Annotated in this window: 13 protein-coding genes; 2 read left to right on the top strand and 11 right to left on the bottom strand. The window is 48.8% G+C overall.

Annotated elements, in window-relative coordinates; genetic code table 11:
* Positions 1–9 precede the first annotated feature (9 nt).
* The 9 genes from Tanf_RS05685 to Tanf_RS05725 all read right to left on the bottom strand — a co-directional run bounded on the left by Tanf_RS05685 (position 10) and on the right by Tanf_RS05725 (position 10325).
* Positions 10–1611 (bottom strand): GumC family protein, encoded by a 1602-nt coding sequence (locus Tanf_RS05685; protein ID WP_014224004.1) that lies wholly within the window; start codon positions 1609–1611, stop codon positions 10–12.
* Positions 1612–1619: 8 nt separating this feature from the next.
* Positions 1620–2429, bottom strand: coding sequence for a polysaccharide biosynthesis/export family protein (locus Tanf_RS05690; RefSeq protein WP_046825205.1), 810 nt, complete (start codon positions 2427–2429; stop codon positions 1620–1622).
* Positions 2430–2737: 308 nt separating this feature from the next.
* Positions 2738–3199, bottom strand: coding sequence for an ATP synthase subunit C-like protein (locus Tanf_RS05695; protein ID WP_041590597.1), 462 nt, complete (start codon positions 3197–3199; stop codon positions 2738–2740).
* A 41-nt stretch (positions 3200–3240) separates the two neighbouring features.
* Positions 3241–5124: a V-type ATP synthase subunit I gene (locus tag Tanf_RS05700; RefSeq protein WP_046825206.1), complete on the bottom strand. Its 1884-nt coding sequence runs from the start codon at positions 5122–5124 to the stop codon at positions 3241–3243.
* Positions 5121–5741: a V-type ATP synthase subunit D gene (locus tag Tanf_RS05705; protein WP_046825207.1), complete on the bottom strand. Its 621-nt coding sequence runs from the start codon at positions 5739–5741 to the stop codon at positions 5121–5123. Before Tanf_RS05705 ends, Tanf_RS05700 begins: the two co-directional genes overlap by 4 nt.
* Before the next feature lie 31 nt (positions 5742–5772).
* Complete coding sequence (locus tag Tanf_RS05710; RefSeq protein ID WP_046825208.1) at positions 5773–7098, bottom strand: V-type ATP synthase subunit B; 1326 nt, start codon at positions 7096–7098, stop codon at positions 5773–5775.
* Positions 7099–7104: 6 nt separating this feature from the next.
* Positions 7105–8862, bottom strand: coding sequence for a V-type ATP synthase subunit A (locus tag Tanf_RS05715; protein ID WP_046825209.1), 1758 nt, complete (start codon positions 8860–8862; stop codon positions 7105–7107).
* A 3-nt stretch (positions 8863–8865) separates the two neighbouring features.
* Entirely contained in the window at positions 8866–9735 is an 870-nt protein-coding gene (locus Tanf_RS05720; RefSeq protein ID WP_046825210.1) for a DUF2764 family protein, read from the bottom strand.
* A complete protein-coding gene (locus Tanf_RS05725) occupies positions 9735–10325 on the bottom strand; it encodes an ATP synthase subunit E (RefSeq protein WP_046825211.1) in 591 nt (196 codons plus the stop codon). The genes Tanf_RS05720 and Tanf_RS05725 overlap by 1 nt, the downstream gene beginning before the upstream one ends.
* Positions 10326–10589: 264 nt before the next feature.
* Between Tanf_RS05725 and Tanf_RS05730 the strand changes: the two genes are divergently transcribed.
* A complete protein-coding gene (locus Tanf_RS05730) occupies positions 10590–13751 on the top strand; it encodes a ligand-binding sensor domain-containing protein (protein ID WP_046825212.1) in 3162 nt (1053 codons plus the stop codon).
* 208 nt (positions 13752–13959) lie between these two features.
* Positions 13960–14601: a response regulator gene (locus Tanf_RS05735; RefSeq protein WP_046825213.1), complete on the top strand. Its 642-nt coding sequence runs from the start codon at positions 13960–13962 to the stop codon at positions 14599–14601.
* Positions 14602–15265: 664 nt separating this feature from the next.
* Here Tanf_RS05735 and Tanf_RS05740 read toward each other — a convergent pair.
* Both Tanf_RS05740 and Tanf_RS05745 read right to left on the bottom strand, forming a co-directional pair.
* Positions 15266–17263, bottom strand: a complete 1998-nt coding sequence (locus tag Tanf_RS05740; protein WP_046825214.1) for a fibronectin type III domain-containing protein — start codon at positions 17261–17263, stop codon at positions 15266–15268.
* 81 nt (positions 17264–17344) lie between these two features.
* A complete protein-coding gene (locus Tanf_RS05745; protein ID WP_046825215.1) occupies positions 17345–17776 on the bottom strand; it encodes an endonuclease domain-containing protein in 432 nt (143 codons plus the stop codon).
* Positions 17777–17995: the final 219 nt, after the last annotated feature.

Consider the following 17995-nt stretch of genomic DNA (forward strand, 5'->3'; position numbering starts at 1 on the left):
CTCACACCATCATTGATCCGTCTTGTCTCCACGCCGATATTCTTCCTTTATGGAAGCATATATGTCGCGGCACTCTATCCATGTTACGGGGATGATCAAGGTCAAGACCAGTATCGCAATCGCAGCGTACAACTTACGGGGTCCTACTGACTTCTGCAGCATATACGCCTTATCCACTACACGGGCACGCTCTGTTTGTTGTCCGATAGCCAATTCTATCTCCTCGCGCTTTTGCAAAAGGATCAGATATACCCCCTGAAGGATTTCCTGTTGACGCTTAAAATCCACATATTCACGCTCCAGAGCCGGTACACTGCGCATTTTATCAAGCAATTGCTTCTCTTTTCCCTTCAAGTCCTGCAAGACGATCTGATAGCCTTTTTTCGAGTTGTCAATCATTTGATACACCCCTTCACGCAGTTTATCTACCTGATCGCTCACGCTCCGAAAGGCGGGGTTCTTTTCATTCGAATTCTTCAAGAGACGATTACGCTCCACGATGGCTTCATTATAAACGGAAATCGCTCCTCCTTTTTCACCATCGGCAGACAGCAGTGAAGGAATCACATTATACTTATTATTCGGATTTTTAATATAATCGTCCATCATCTTTATCACTTGCGACTCAGCCTCGACTTCGATGATCTTTACCTGTAATTCCTTCATCTGCTCGGCATAAAACATCACATCAGACTCCAAAAGCGTCATTCTGTTTTTCGTCTTATACCCTTCGATATTGGCTTCGACCTGTTGCAGTTCGGCCATGATATGGTGAATCCGACCATCGATAAACGTCAGAAGTTTCATGTTTTCCGTTCGCCTGAATGATCCGGCATCCTTATTGTATTCACGAATCAGGGTCGTCAACATGTCTTTTCCACGTTCTTTTTCATGATCCCGACAAGTAACCTCAATAATGTTTGAAGTCTTCGAATAATCTTCCACAAGGAATCCGTCGATCATTTCTTCGGCAAGCCAGCTGGGTGGCATACAACGTATTTTCAAACCGAAGGACTCATTTTTTTCTTTCGCATTCTTATTGTAATCGAGCACAAAATGGCTTCTCCCGATCGTTATCTCGGCCGGTAGCGATGTGAATGTAAACTTCCGGCTATCCGCGCTGTTCGCAACTTTCACCTTAATCTTCCCGGGGTTGACCGACACCGAGAAACGGTATTCATCGTCCAAAGCGGCCAACGTTGCAGAGTCTGGAGTAAGGACGAGCGGTGCATCTTGATACATCTTATAGAAAGAGTACGGCTTCGTATATTCCGCATATAGCCCCATGTCGAGAATCATCTTACAGAAAAGCTGATTAGACGAAAGAATCGACATCTCATCATCAATACTGATACTCCCGGCTGATCCTCCGCCGATGCCGAACGACTTCATCAATCCGGCCGCTTCACCCATCGCCAGACTCGCTCCGCCCAACGATTGTTCTTCCTGTATTTGAATGCGTGTTTTAAATTCATAGGTACGAGGATAAAAAACCAAATACAATATCGCCGGAATAAAAGAAAGAATAAAGACAATCAGGAATAATTTCCAATGACGCAGATAACGTACAATAATTCCTTTCAATCCGATTACTTCATCGTTATTTTCCATAAGTTCATTCATTTTCTTCTAAGAGCAACTACAATGGTGGTAATAACCGATACTGCGGTAAGTATGGTAGAAAACATCGTCAACGTATATTGTTGTGCCGAGCTGAAATTGGCATTCCGCTTCTTTGCTTTATTCGGCTCTACGTAAACAACATCGTTTTGTTGCAGATAAAAATAAGGCGAAGCAAAAATATTCGGGTCGGCAATATTCAAACGTATAATCTCTTTTTTACCGTCATTATCCCGAATCAGGAGAATGTTCTCACGTCGGGCATTAATCGTTAAATCGCCGGCCATGGCAATCAGGTCCAGTATCGAGACCCGGTTATTCTTGATCGTATAAACATTCGTTCGATTGACTTCTCCCATGATCGCTACCTTGAAATTTACAATCTGCACATTGACTAACGCTTCCGGCAGTCCTTCCTTAATCATCTCCTGCAACTTCTCGTTTGCTTCGTGAAGTGTCAAACCGGCCAAATGGACACGCCCCAACTCCGGAAAGATGATATACCCCTCCTTATCGACCAGATAGGTATATACGTTTTGTACGGTGGCAGCATTAACCTGCTGTTCTCCCTGCATGTAATAGCTATATGCGGGCGGATTATAAGGAGCTGCGACCGAAGGATCTTTGGATGACACATTAATCGTCAGCAGATCATCCGCACAGATTTTCGGATTATACGTCTGCGTCATCAGCTCCCGCTGCTTCGCCGTCAATTCATCTATTCCCTGAAAGTATGCGACATTCCGAGGTGTACTGCACGCCCCCAGCATCACTACCAGGATCAACATCAATAAAACTTTATAATTCATAGCTATTCTTCTTAACAAGGGCACAAAGATACAACATAAAGTTTATTCAACAGATGTTTCAGGTTTTATTCATCCGATTTCTTTTCATATTTAGAGCCCCTATAGAATCATAAAAGATTGGTTTATGCCTACGCTTAAGATTAGAAAAAGAAACCACATTGAAATATCAAAAGAAATATAATGAGAAGGAGATGTGCCATACCTCAAACATCCATGGCACATCCCATTCCTATTGTTAAAGGGGCACTATCAGTAAAAAAACAAAAAGACATGCTCTTTCGTTTTTTCACTCTACTTGTTACCCCATATTAAACAATTGCACTCCCCATCAGATATACACCGGCCAAGGCCACAATCGCATATAATTCGGGGAATACCGCTAAGATCAGCGTATTCGTAAACACGTTATGTCCCTGTCCGATTGCGGCAATCCCATTGGCACATACGCCTCCCTGGCGCAATGCCGAGAATAACGCGACAAATCCCAACGATAAACTGGCCCCGAATATGGCAGCAGCCTGGAAAGCCGTGATCTGAGGCGTCAACACCCCAAAGATGGTCTGAAACATGAAATATCCGGCAAACCCGTACAATCCTTGTGTACCGGGAAGAGCCGTCAACACGATAAAGTTTCCGAAGGCCCCGTCATTTTTTTTCAATGCGCCCACAGCCGCATTCCCGGCAATGGTTACCCCATAGGCACTCCCGATTCCCGACAAGATAAGCATTACTGCGATGCCTACATAAGCTAACAATAAATTTGCTTCCATTACATTTAAAGAATTAGTTATTTTAAAGAATTCGTTTTTGTTTATTCGTTCCTCATTTTTTTAAATGGCTTATACTCCAGTCCCCCTCCTTCATAACCCGAATTTTTGAAAAACTCCACAAAGGTAAGACGCATGGGATGGACAAGTGCGCCTAACACGTTCATAAAAATATTGATCGCATGTCCGATAACGAATATCAGCACCATTACTACCGGACCGAATACAACATGATCCGGGCTCATCCCGACGGCCAAACTATTGAATACACCGGCCAAAATGCCTCCCGACAATCCCAATGCAAACAAACGTACATAAGAAAGCACATCTCCGAGCAGGCCGGTGGCCATATTGTATGTATCCCATAATCCAAGACCGACATTGAGCAGAAGATTCTTTCCGGGCGAATTGACAAAGAAGATCAAGAGCCCCGCCAAACTCAGAACAATCAAGTGATTCGTCCCGAACATCGGCATGGCCTGCGGCCATAAAAAAGCGCCCCCCATGCTGACTAGCAGAATAATCCATCCAACGGTAGATAAACTGTAGACAAACCCAAACTGTTTGGCTTTGTTCACCGCCTTAAGACACATCCCGAAAATAATCTGGATAACCCCCAATATCAAGGATAAAGAGAACATCTTATTATTATCAAAATAAATCTTCTCTTTTAAGGTATCAAAAAGAGGAATGCCCCAGTCGTACAAATTGGCTCCGAAGAAAGTTCCTGTCAGCAGTCCGCAGAGGAATGTAGCCATCCCCAACAACTGTACTAATGATAAGATTCCCTTCATGGACGGTTTCAATGTCTTCCCTTTTATCATCTTTACAGCTGTTGCTACAACAAGAAGAAACAATCCGTATCCGGAATCTCCCAGGCAGAGCCCGAAAAAGATCATAAAAAAAGGAGCGAAGAAAGGAGTCAAATCCAACTCACTATATTTGGGCAGCATATAGAGTCGGCTTATCGATTCAAACAACCGACTGAACCAATTATTTTCCAGATCTATCGGAATATTGTCCTCAGGAGTGATATCCAATTTCCGGAAATAGTAGTTATTTCGATCCAGTTCGGCCTCAAGGCTCTGCTCCTGCGCTGCCGGTATCCACCCTTCGAGAAGCATCAGTCGATCGTCGGCCTCACGGTTTGTCTGCACCTTGGCATTGCCCCATGCATATTCGTTCGACAGCAAACGGTCGTATGCCTCCAATGTCTTGTAGTCCTTGGTGGCGATTTGGAGCATCTCCTCGTTCAGTTCCGCCTTTTCCTGTCGTTGTGCCAGAAAATCAGCCTGCAAGTCTTTCAACCCTTTTTCCGGCATCTTCACTCGCTCAGCGTCGATCTCCAACACCGTTCCAACAGGTGTAATCGTGACAAAATACGCTACCGACTGTACTACGCTGATCGGAACAGCGTTATAGGCCTCTCTCCAAGCTTCATCGTAGCGAGATGCCGGACATGAAAAGAATGTTACCTCATAGCCCGCATCGTGTAATCGATCGAGATTGGCATAGTCAAACTCGCCCCAAACTGCCATGGCAGCCATATCTTTTTCCACCGCTTGTTCAGCAGCCTGTGCCTTTTCGATACGGTTGCGCAAGTCTTCAATACGGTTTAGCAACATACGTCCTTCCTCCACGGTTACGGGTCGCTCGGGCGCGATCTCCAACTCCGGTTTCAGCTTGCTTTTCGTGCTCTTGGCCTCATCCTTGAGTTCTTTGAGCCCATCCTCCTGCACTCGCTTCAGATAACGCAGTTCATTCCGCAAACGTTTTCGTTCGGCCAGCAACTGTTGCAAACCTTCATCCTCTTTCTCCGAACGTTTTTCCTGAATATGCACCACGCCCATACCACGCAATCGCTCAAGAAATTCGTCGTATTCCTTATGATACACCATAAAGGCGTATTTGCTCATTTTTACGATCATGCTTCTACCTCCTTTTCTTTCTGCGCATTCCGCTTTTCCTGATTGTTACGCATGATTTTCTGCGATGATTTAGAGAGACTTTCCTCGTCTTCCATAAACCGTTTGACCTTCCGGATGGCATCTTTATAGCCGGGGATCTGTACCTTTTCGAACAAGTTGAGTTTCTGCGTCGTCTTACGTCGGGCACGTTCGAGCATATTCAGTTTGAGGTAAGTAAACTCCACCTCGATACCGGTTGTAGCCAGTGTCTTTAATAATTCGATCCCGTCGGCAAACCACGATGGCATGTTAAACAGGCTGTATTGTGCCGTCTCGAACTCGATCCCGTCCAGCACCGGCACCAATACACCGGCGATTTTCTTGGAAGAGAGTCCGACGTTCTTCACCGAAATCAGCTCCGGTCTGAACTCGTTCCAAAGCGCCATCATGAAATCGTACGTACGGATTTCCTTTTCCAGCCGGTCTTCCTGCACCGCGATTTCATCCTTCGTCCGCTTCACCTCCATACGCAAGGCGCTCTCCTTACTTTTTATGGTAGGGAGCGCACGTTCACGCACTTTCAACTGTTTATTGAGCGTGTGAAGCGAAGTCTTGTTGTATTGAAATTTAATCGCCATATCGTTTTTCGTTCATCTCCTGCACAAGGCCTCAACGGGCATCGCGCCAATACTTATCTACCAGCTCCTGCTTGATGTTGACTTCCGTCTGTTTGAAGTGTTTCGCAAACAGCGTCCATGCCACATCCAACATTTCCGTCGTGTCGAGATTCACGTCGATCGCCAGCAATCTCTCCGAATAATCTTTGGCGAAAGCCAGCGCACGTTCGTCGTAATCGGTCAGATCGAACCCGTTCTCCATTTTCGTCTTGGCATCAGCCGCATCGGCATAGAGACGTACGGCGGCATTCATCACCTGCGGATGATCCTCGCGTGTCTTTTTACCGGTAACGAGCTGTTTCAGACGCGACAGTGAACGGAACGGATCGACGATAACCTTACCCACATCGCTGTCACGACGCAAGTAAAGCTGTCCTTCGGTGATGTATCCCGTATTGTCCGGCACAGCGTGAGTGATATCGCCTCCGGAAAGGGTTGTTACGGCAATGATCGTAATAGATCCGCCTTCGGGGAACTGCACCGCCTTTTCGTAAATTTTCGCCAGATCGGAGTAGAGCGATCCCGGCATGGAATCTTTCGACGGAATCTGGTCCATACGGTTCGAGACGATGGAAAGCGCATCGGCATAGTTCGTCATGTCGGTGAGCAGCACCAAGACTTTCTCGTTTTTTTCGACTGCGAAATATTCGGCCGCCGTCAGTGCCATATCGGGTACCAGAATACGTTCTACCGAAGGGTCTTCCGTCGTGTTGATAAAGCTGACGATGCGGTCGAGCGCTCCGGCATTGCTAAACGTATTTTTAAAGAACAAATAGTCGTCGTTTGTCATTCCCATGCCTCCCAATACGATTTTATCGGACTGAGCACGCAAGGCAACCATCGCCATCACCTGATTGAAGGGCTGGTCAGGATCGGCAAAGAACGGAATCTTCTGTCCGGTCACGAGCGTATTGTTCAGGTCAATACCGGCAATCCCCGTAGCGATCAGTTCCGACGGCTGTTTACGTCGTACAGGGTTCACCGAAGGGCCACCGATTTCAACCTCACGACCTTCGGGAACGGGACCACCGTCTACCGGATCTCCGTATGCGTTAAAAAAGCGTCCGGCCAACTGATCACCCACCTTCAGCGAAGGAGCTTTGCCCATAAATACGACCTCCGCATTGGTACGGATCCCCTCGGTACCGGAAAACACCTGCAGGGTCACTTCATCGTTGACCATCTTTACGACTTGCGCCAATTTCCCGTCGACCGTAGCCAGTTCGTCATATCCTACGCCTGTGGCTTTCAGAGAGCAGGTAGCCTTGGTTATCTGTGTGATTTTCGTAAATATCTTTTGAAATGCTTTTGTTGCCATAATGGATTATTTTTTATTTTTTTCATCGACCAATGCTTCTATCTGCCTGTCATATTCGAAGAACTTATCGCTCTTGTACTCCGCATAGTTCATCTGCTTAAAGAGGTTAATCATCCGTTTGAAATATTCGGAGACTTGCAGGAAGTCTTCAAAAGCAAAGTCGGTGCGACAGATATTGATGACTCTTTTCAACATGTATTCCTGCCGTTCGAGCGGACAGACGGAGTCTATCGCATCGAAAGCATCCTGTTGCAGGATGACGAAGTCGATCAGCTCCGATTTCCAGAAAGTCACGTGATAATCGACCGGAACCCCATCGTCACCGAGAATATCGATTTGTTCCGAGATTTCTTTTCCGCGCAACATACGCGTTTTTACTTCATTGACCATGCCGATCCAGTCGTCCGAAATATGCTTTGAGATATATTCGCCGAACTCCGGATATTCGAGATATTTCGAGTAGCTGTCGATCGGATTGACGGCCGGATAACGTTTACGGTCGGCACGCGCCTGCTCAAGGGCGTAAAAGCACCGGGCTACTTTCTTCGTATTTTCCGTTACCGGCTCTTTCAGGTTTCCTCCGGCAGGCGATACGGTTCCGATAAAGGTTACGGAGCCGGTTTGGTGATTATTCAGCACCACCATCCCGGCACGAGCGTAGAAGTTGGCTACGATGGCAGACAAGTCCATCGGAAAAGCATCGGGTCCGGGAAGTTCTTCCAACCGGTTCGACATCTCACGTAACGCCTGCGCCCATCGCGACGTAGAGTCAGCCATAAGCAGCACTTTCAGTCCCATGCAACGGTAATATTCGGCGATCGTCATAGCCGTGTAAACGGATGCTTCACGTGCGGCGACAGGCATGTTCGACGTATTCGCGATAATAATCGTACGCTCCATTAACTTGCGTCCCGTATGCGGATCGATCAGCTCCGGAAATTCGACGAAGATTTCCACCACCTCGTTGGCACGTTCGCCACAGGCTGCAATAATCACGATATCGGCTTCGGCCTGCTTCGATATGGCGTGCTGCAACACGGTTTTTCCCGTACCGAACGGGCCGGGAATAAAGCCCGTCCCCCCTTCTACGATCGGATTCACCGTATCGATGATACGCACGCCTGTCTCAAGCAGCTTATAGGGGCGCGGCTTTTCTTTATAGCAAACGATCGGCTTCTTTACCGGCCATTTCTGTATCATCGTAACGTCATGATCTTGCCCCACCTCATCGGTCACGACAGCGATCGTATGCGTTACCCGATATTGTCCTTCGGGAACCACCGATTTTACTTTATATTTTCCTTCGAAAGTGAAGGGCACCATGATACGGTGCGGCTGCGAGTTTTCATCCACTTCGCCGAGCCACGAGCCGGCCTCTACCGTATCACCCGTATGTGCCAACGGTTTAAAATCCCAAAGCCGCTCGTCATTCAGCGGATACGTGTACTCGCCCCGTTTGAGAAATACCCCGGTCATCTTGTCGAGGTCGTTCTGTAATCCGTCATAATTGCGGGAGAGCATACCCGGCCCCAGCGTTACCTCGAGCATATGCCCCATAAACTCGGCCTCATCGCCGACCTTCATACCGCGCGTACTTTCAAACACTTGCACATATGCATTTCTTCCGATGACCTTAATAACCTCGGACATCAACTTCACACCTCCGACGGTGATATAACAGATTTCATTCTGGGAAACAACCCCTTCAACCTCCACAGTCACTAAGTTCGAAACGATTCCCCTTACACTACCTTTCGTCGTCATATCTTATTTTGTATTATTTCTTTTAAATTCGTCCAATACCCCGGCACTCTCTTTTTTCATGGTTTCCACCGTTTGTCGGAAGGTCTTTTCGCCCGCCGCCTTATCAAGCGCTGTCCAGCGTTCGATCATCTCGACCCGCAACAGGTAAGCAAAGACGCTCTCGAAATCGAACGTCTTAAAAAATGTATGTTCTTCGAGCCAGTTCCATTTCAGAAGGTCTATTTTTTTTTCACGCATAAGCAGATTCGTCTCTTCAGTCATACGGAGTAATTCGGGAAGATAATCGATGGTGTCACTCAGTCCGAAATCGCGTGTATTGGAGGTACGCAACACTTCAGCCACTTCATTGTCACCGACCAAGAACAGCTTCCTGTCCAGATCGTACTTGCGGCAGTTGATGGCAGTCAAAATATTCCCGATATTCAGATTCAGTTCGAACCATTGAACCATAAAATCGTTTTTCACCTCCATGGCATATCGGTAATAACGGGCCGACAATCTGTCTTCCCAGGGGATATCGGACGTTTCGCCTTTCTCCATCGCCACTATATATTCTTTTATAAAGTCCCGGATATATGCAGGAACAGCCGCATACCGAGGTGGCGTTTCATCTTCTCTCAAGGCCTGATAAAGCTGCTCAATGGCTTCGTACGGGATATTCCCCCGTTCGTCCCACGGCATCTCTTTCTTCTGAAGAAACGACAACACATTCCGGTTATCGTACCGGAGAAAAAAATAAACAAACCGTTTTTGATCGCCTGCCGACAACATCGGCATGACTTCGTGTTTGAAATCAGCCACCGTATACATACGCTTACCATCATCGAGCGCAATATCGGGCAGCCCGGCGATTAGGTAGTAATATTTGCTCATCAGAACAGGATATCAATGAGTTGAGGGCGCAAAAACTCCTTGAAATAGGTGATAAATTCTTCTTCTCCAAAGCTGATCTTATACGAACCGTCAGCCGGAGCAATGGAGAAGGACGTCTTCCGTCCGTTCACTTCTTCGATGGTGACACCTTGATTCAGCAGGTCAACGGCATTGGCTTGGAAGTACAATGTCAGCGCTTTCGCATCGGAGGTCTGAATGGAGATCGCACCGTTCTTCGTCCATTCCCGGGCTATTTCGAGCATCATCTTTTTCATAAAGTCCGCATCCGTCGATGCGGCTTTCACATTTTCGGAAGCCACTTTACCGGTGATCAGATTCGTGACTTCGCTCTTCAACGCTTCCACAGCCTGCGATGCAAACATTTTCAGCTCCGATACCGTATTTTTCTTCCATTCGGCCGCCTCTTTGCGGGCTTGGGCCACGATCTCTTCCGCCTCTTCGCGAGCACTCTGCAGTATGTTCTGTTCTTCTGCCTTTGCTTGCGCAATAATACGGCCGGCCTCTTCATTCCCTTTTTCCACGCCTTCCCGATAGATTTTGTCGGTCAGTTCCTGAATTTTAGCATCCATAAATCTTGTGATTCATTTATTTATTGTATGTTCCGGGTACAAAAATAACATTTTTCTTTTAAATCCTTAATGGTTTACGGAAACGAAAAACGTAAAAAAGAGCATTTATAAATGTGTATATCTCAATAAATCCCTGCAAAACAAAACAGAAAACAAAAAATAGCTTATCTTTGCCACAAATAGAACAAATACGCCGGAGAAACTGTCAGACTCTCCATTTATCGGGTAAGGCGCTGTTTTTCGGGCAAGCTAAGAATTGAGCACATGCGATATCTTCTGCACATCTGCGCGTTTGTTATCGACGGAATCCGTTTCCGTCTCGTTCTTTGCATGTATACCGTTTTATGGTTCTTGTCATTCTTCGTTTCCCCGGCTTCTGCCCAACCTGTTCCCTTACCCCTGAATCCCAAAACCGAGGAATATTTCTTCGAAGAGGTAAAATTGCCGGGCGGTACTCCTATTCGCGACGTGATTGCCCTGCAGGAAGATCGTCAAGGCTTTATCTGGCTGGCCGGTAAACACGGCCTGTTCAGGTACGACGGACACGATTTCAAAATCTTCCGCCATACGCCCGGCGATGACAAATCGATTGTCGACACCGAGCTCTGGTCGCTTTACATGCTGGGCGACACCTTGCTGTGTGTAGGGACGACCCACGGCGTCTCACTGATCGACATCCGGACAGATCGCATCACCAACCTGCCGAACGATACGGAGGGCAATCCGGTCGGCTATGTCAGTTGTTTTTATCAGGATGAGGCGGGAATCCTGTGGATCGGGGGACTGGAAGGGTTATACAGTATGAAGCCGGATTTGTCGGGCATCGTCCATCACCCTCTTCCCCCTGTGACGAAAGAAAAGTCACTCTTTGGCAACCGGGTTTACGATATCGTTTCTCATACGATGGACAGCAACCGGCTGATGCTGGCGACCGTTGCCGGACTGGTCAGCTTCGACAAAAAGAAGAGCGCCTTTCACCAACTCCACCCCAATACACAAGCCACCTCCCGGCACTCGCAACCGGGAGTATACAAGTTTGTAAAAGAAGGAAATTACCTCTGGGTATTGAGCTGGATATCCGGAATGCCCCGTTTCGACATGGCCACTGAGCAATGGGAAAATCTGGCATATCCTAAACCGGGCGACCGCCTCGAAACCACCTCGAACGTATGGGCGGTAAGTGATTTTATGGAGAAAAACGCAAACGAGCTCTGGATATGCGACTGGGATCGCGGGCTTTTTATTTTCGACAAAAACGAACAACAACTGAAACCGCTTGAAGGCAGATCGAATTGTGAGGCTCTCAAGAACCCCCGCATGAGCATATTCATGCAACGCGACAGCACCCTGTGGTTAGCCAACTACGATGGCCTGTGGAGGCAGAACCGCAAAAAAAATCGCTTTCGCCGTGTGAACATGCCATACAGCTATTCGTGGATCATGCCTGTATGGCATGACGAAACAACCGAGAATTACTATTTCGGAATGGTCCATCAAAGCTACGGAATAGCTGACTGGAGCGCCCGGACTCACTCGTGGCATTTTCTGCAAACGGAAACCGACCGGCGGGAGGAATTAAGTACTTACGATATTTTTAAGGACCATCGCGGAGTCCTCTGGGTTGGGACGTATCGGCGGGGTTTGTGGTATGTAGATCAGGAAAGCCGGCAACTGAAACGTTTTCTGTTGCCCGACGGCAAGCAACCGGAAGCTATCGGCCGGACGATATACAAGATTTTCGAGGATAGCCGGCACAATCTATGGATAGGGACTGGAAGAAGAGGAATCGCATGTATCAATGCACAGCGCAACAACCTACGTAGCTTCCTTCATGTGCCGGGCGATTCGACTTCGCTGATAGACGGCACGCACTTCAGGGCGATTGCCGAAGACTCATACGGGCGCATCTGGATCGGAAACCATCGGGGATTTTGCACGTTCGACCCCCCAACCGGAACATTTTCGCAAGAGATTCCCTGCAAGCTGTATGCGACCGGTATCAAACCCGGTGAGACCTACTCGATTGTAACAGACACCACCGGCACGATGTGGATGACCATCGTAGGACAGGGCTTGGTCCGAATCAGAGAAAATCAACAAGGTACCTTCCGGTTCAGAACGTACCAGACTGACGACGGGCTGAAAGACCTCTCCGTACGGTACATGACCAAGGACAGGGAAGGCAACTTGTGGATCGTAAACAACGGATTGCTCTATTTCAACCCCTATGACGAATCGTTTATGTTGACCGACACCCAAAACGGATTGATCGAAAACCTCGGAGGCGACGACCGGATTAACATCGATGGTTATGGCAACGTCTTTGCCGGCAATCAGGTTGGCACCGGATGGACGAAGGAGGCGCAGAGTCTGGCTCGGTCGAACGTGGTGAATCTGCTTATCGAACATGTCTTAGTCAACGGTGAATCGTTCGACTGGAAAATGGAGGACGAGGTGCCGCTCCGCCTCTCTTCGATGGACGACCAGCACAATCTCACCTTCCGCTATACCGCCGTCTGCTTCAATGAATACGAGCAAGTACGTTACCGCTATCGCCTCGAGGGGCTGGAGTCGGAGTGGAATCCGCCGACGAAGAATCTCGAAGCGCGCTACACCAACCTGCCTCCCGGGAAGTACCGCTTCATCGTCGACGTGGCATACAAAGGCAACTGGCTCGGATACAACCGAACGGTCCGCTTCGAGATACGTCAGGCCTTTTGGGAAACACCGTGGTTTATCGCCATGCTACTCCTCGCCGTAGCAACGATTATCGCAGCCATCTACCTGAACCGGCGCCACCATCTGGAAAAACAAAGAAGAATCCGGCTTAAAATCGCCTCCGACTTGCACGACGACATAGGCTCCACCCTCAGCAGCATCTCCATCATGAGTTCTCTGCTGCAGGTACAGCACCCCGAAGATGACAGCTGTTCCTATACCAGAGACATGCTCCACGAAATCGGGACGAACGCACAAAATATGCTTGAGTCCATGGACGATATTATCTGGTCCGTCCTCCCCGCAAACGACGAATTTCGAACCCTCATCCTTCGTCTTCGCGAATATGCCATCCCACTCTTCGAATCGAAAGACATCCGTTTCAGCATTACGGCACCCGAAGCCCTGTATTCACAAACGATCGTCATGGATAAACGACGCAATATTTTCCTGATTGCCAAAGAGGCTGTGAACAACCTCATGAAATATTCCGAATGCACCGAAGCCTTGATCGAATTTGCCTTTTCCCGTTCCGTTCTCCGCTTAGTCATCAGCGACAATGGTAAAGGCTTTGACCCCTCAAAAAAATATGACCGGAGCGGTCTGCCCAATATGAAGTTTCGTGCCGAGAAGATCGGAGGGAAATTGAGCATCCGCTCCGAAGCAGGAAAAGGAACGAGCATCAAACTCACGGTAAAAATAACGTGACGCTCTCCCAATAAATTCCGTCTGACTAATCAAATATCATAAAATTCACCGAATATGTTTGCAAATCAACGAGATGTAGAGTCAACAAAAAGGTTTCACGCCATTCAAGAACAAACCGTTAAAAAAGCAAAAATCATATATTTATATGATTGACAAACGGCCCGAAATGATGTAATATTGCAGAAGTATATCATAATCCCCAAAAACAATGGAAAAGCAGATAAAAGTAGCCGTATACGAAGACAACTACGCATTGCGAGAAGGTCTGACATACCTGATAAAAGGTTCTGAAATGATGCAGTTTGCAGGAGCATGGGGCGATTGTCTTGATATCCTCAAAAACTGTGAGAACGAACGTCCTGATATCATCATCATGGATATTGACATGCCTTACCTCTCAGGCATCGAGGCTACACGATTGGTAAAGGACGCCTATCCCGAAATCAATGTTATGATGCTCACCGTGTTCGAAGACCGGGAAAAGATTTTCGATGCGCTGTGTGCAGGAGCGACCGGTTATCTGCTCAAGAAAATGTCGGCCGTACAAATCATCGAATCGATCATCGAATTAGCTAACGGCGGATCGCCCATGTCGAGCGAGATTGCCCGCAAAGTACTCGAATTTTTCGCCCATCCCGATAAGAAGAATAAAAACACCTACGACCTCTCCCTACGTGAGTTCGACGTACTCAAACGGCTGATCGCAGGAGACAGCTATAAGATGATTGCGCAAAACTGTAACATCTCCGTCGGCACGGTCTGTTCACATATTCACAGCATCTATCACAAACTGGCCGTAAACTCCAAATCGGAAGCCATAATCAAAGCGATCAAAGAAAGACTGGTATAGCCGCTCCCCCCGCAAGATGCGGCTTTCGATAGCTTGAGCGGTCAGCCCTGCAAATTCTCCCTTTGAAGGGATAACATCCCCCTTCGCTACGCTCTTCCCCCCTTTGAAGGGGGGCTGGGGGGATGTTCTTCTGCGTTTGGGACACCGTCTTTTGTCATTCAGAGCGTCAGCGATGAATCTCTTTTTGTCACTTTTGGCTTGACCCAAAAGTAACCAAAAGGTCAAGGCTTCGTGCGCTTCACACGCCTTCGCGACGCTTGCAGGTCGGAAAATCAGGTAACTCGCTTCGCTTCGGACAGCCTGATTTTCTTTCGCCCTGCTCGCTGCTCCGTCGGCTCACCGCCCGAGGCCCAAGGGACGAACGCCGAAATGAATGGTCAATGGTTAATGGTTATTTTCTAAATACATGATTCGGCGTGTACCCGGCATAACAATTAACCATTGACCATTAACCATTGATTTGTCATTCAGAGCGAAGCGAAGAATCTCTTCCCTTTACCCCGCGAGATTCCTCACTGCGTTCGGAATGACAAGAGGAGGTGTTCGGAATGACAAAGACTGTTATTTGCGTTGATTTGCGCCCATTTGCGAAATTTGCGTTCGGATAACCCTGCACCACACAAAAAAAGGGCGAACACTGAGGTTCGCCCCTACACGGACTCCATCAATTCGCACCCATCCATTGGACGACTTCGCTTTCGACGCCGTTCGTCCCCGTACAGGTGACGGTGTAGAGATAAATCACCTTGTCTTCCTTGACCGAATCAAAGTACGACGTCTCGTTCTTCTTCATCTTGGCAAGCAGGCGAGGCGGCTGATTCTCCTGCACCCGATAGACCTTATAACAGTCGATGTTCTCCTGCTCCGTCTCTTCCCATGCCAGGCGGTAGCCGCCGTTCGTCTTCTGTACCTGCAGCGAGGAGATGGAAAGCGGCTTGACGACCGGCACTTGGCAACTCGACACGACTGACGGAGAGCTCTCGAGGCCATGAGCTCCGATGGAGAATAGTCGGTACTCGTATGTTAGGCCTTCTTTCACATCGGCATCTTCGTAGTAGTTCATCAACATCTTATTGGTGCGGACCGGCTTGAAGTGTTGTGACGTATCTGCCTTGTTAGTGGGGGCGATGCGTCGTTCCAGCCGATAGCCCATGACGTTCCGATCGAACTCCTCGGCCATGTCCCACGACACCCACACCCGCTTGTCGGCAAAGTGGGTCGTCAGGTTTTGTGGCGCGGGCAGGCGGATGTTGCGCATCGGGGTTACATAGACCCGTTCGGAGAGCGGACTGAGGTTGCGGCTGGCGTTTTCGGAGCGTACGGCGTAGGTGAGCATCGTACAGTTGACGTCGTTCACGGAGTCGGTGTACGTCACGAGTAAGCTGTCGGAAAGGATAGCGGCGCCGACCTGTTGCAGGGTCGTGTCGCCCTCTACGGAGCGCATGATGTAGTAAGCCTTTGTGTCGCCGTCTGGGCGTGACCACATCAGTTTCACGGCTCCCATGCTCACTTCGGCACGTAGGTCGACGGGCGCTGTGGCTGGCTTGTCGCCGTAGTACCAGCCCATCGCACTCATGCTGAGCGGACTTTCGCCGTAGGCATTATTGATCACGACTTTGTAGGAATAGATCTCGGACGGGATTACGTCTTTATCCAAGTAAGAGGTGTCGCTTGGCGAGACGCTGAGCAGGTAGCGATAGTCGAGGCTGTCGCGGAAGCCAGTGGCCTTGTAGATGTCGATGCTGCGGAGGAACTCCGGCTTGGGGAAGTGCCACGTCAGGCGGATGCCCCCTTTATCTGGATGCGCATTCAGGCCTGCGTAGTTTGTTTCGTCGAGGTCGGTCAGGTTGGTGATGCGGATCGTGTCTGAGGGGCGCCCCGGATTGCCGTAGATGTCATACGGCTGCAGGCAGTAGAGGACGAGGCCGCGGCGCACGGCGGCGGTGTCGGTGACGATGGCTGTGCTCACATCGTTTTCGCTCCGGAAACCTACGCGGATGGACAGCGGGACGAGGTCTGACTGCAGGTAGTAGCCACGCATGAGTTTGGCGGCATACATATCCTGCTTGTTGCCGATCGTGAAGCTCAGGTCGATCCGGTCTCCCTTCACTTCGTGTTTGCCCACCTTGATCGCGTAATCGCTTCGCGGGGTCAGCGGATAGGAGACGGTGGCTGTGACTTTCTCTTCCGGCTGACGGCCGGCCTGCAGGGTGACTACTTTATACTCGTACTTCTGGCCTTTCTCGGCTGTGCCATCGTACCAGGTGACGCCCAGGGCCTCGCGATACATCGGCAGGGTGCCGAAGAGCGGGATGGAGTCGGCGAATGACGCCTGCTGCACGAGTTGCCAAATCATTCCCTTCTTCTTCTCGTCGGTGGAGAGCTGGTAGACGGGGTTGTGCACGTTGGCCAGCACCACCTTGTTGAAGAAGGCGTCGAAATGGTTTTCGCAAGCTATCGTGGCCATCTCATCCCACGTTTTACCGCCTTTGGCGCGACGAAACACCTGATAGGCGAAGTCGCGTGGGATGCGATTGCCGCAATTCACATAGATCCCCTCTGGGCCGGCTACGGCGTTGGGGTATCGTACTTGTCCTGCCATCGAGGTCGCACCACACAGTACGACGACGAATAGGATCATTATTTTCTTCATCTTTTTCATGTCTTTCTGTTTTTTTAAATTATTTCTTTATCTGTTTGTTATCTTTTGCGTGGAACATCCCCCGCCCTGTGGGCACCCCCTTCAAAGGGGGGATTGCCGGAGACCTTGTATTCCCCCTTTTGAAGGGGGGGAAGGGGGGATGTCCTTTCTCTGCAATAACTCCTCGACTGTTTCTTGGAGTCTCCATAATACATTCGATATATCTTTCTTTATCTCTTCATTCGTAAAGCGTATAAACGTAACATCGTACCTCTCCATGCAGTGTTGCCGTTTCAAGTCTTCTTCCTCCTTGTACCGGTGGATGCTTCCGTCTACTTCGATGGCAAGGCGCAGCTCGTGACAATAGAAATCGACAATATATTCCAATATGGGTACCTGCCGGTGAAACTCGACGCCTAAAGCGCGTCTTCTGATATGCTTCCACAATACGAATTCGCATAGCGTATTTTTACCCCGTAATCTCCGAGCAAGCTCCTTTAATACCGGATTATATGGAATGATTTTGTTCGTCATCGTTTCGTCTTCTACGTTCTGTTATTTTATCTTTCCTTCATCTGTTTCGCACTACCCTACTTACCCGTCCTGCGGAGAGCAATTGGGAGGATAACATCCCCCGCCCTGTGGGCACCCCCTTCAAAGGGGGAATTGCCAGGTACCTTCTATTCCCCCTTTTGAAGGGGGGAAGGGGGGATGTCTGTCCGAGAAATGTGCTTTCCGGCCGCCGCTGCGGCT

It is taken from the genome of Tannerella forsythia, from assembly GCF_001006485.1.
GTDB lineage: Bacteria > Bacteroidota > Bacteroidia > Bacteroidales > Tannerellaceae > Tannerella > Tannerella forsythia.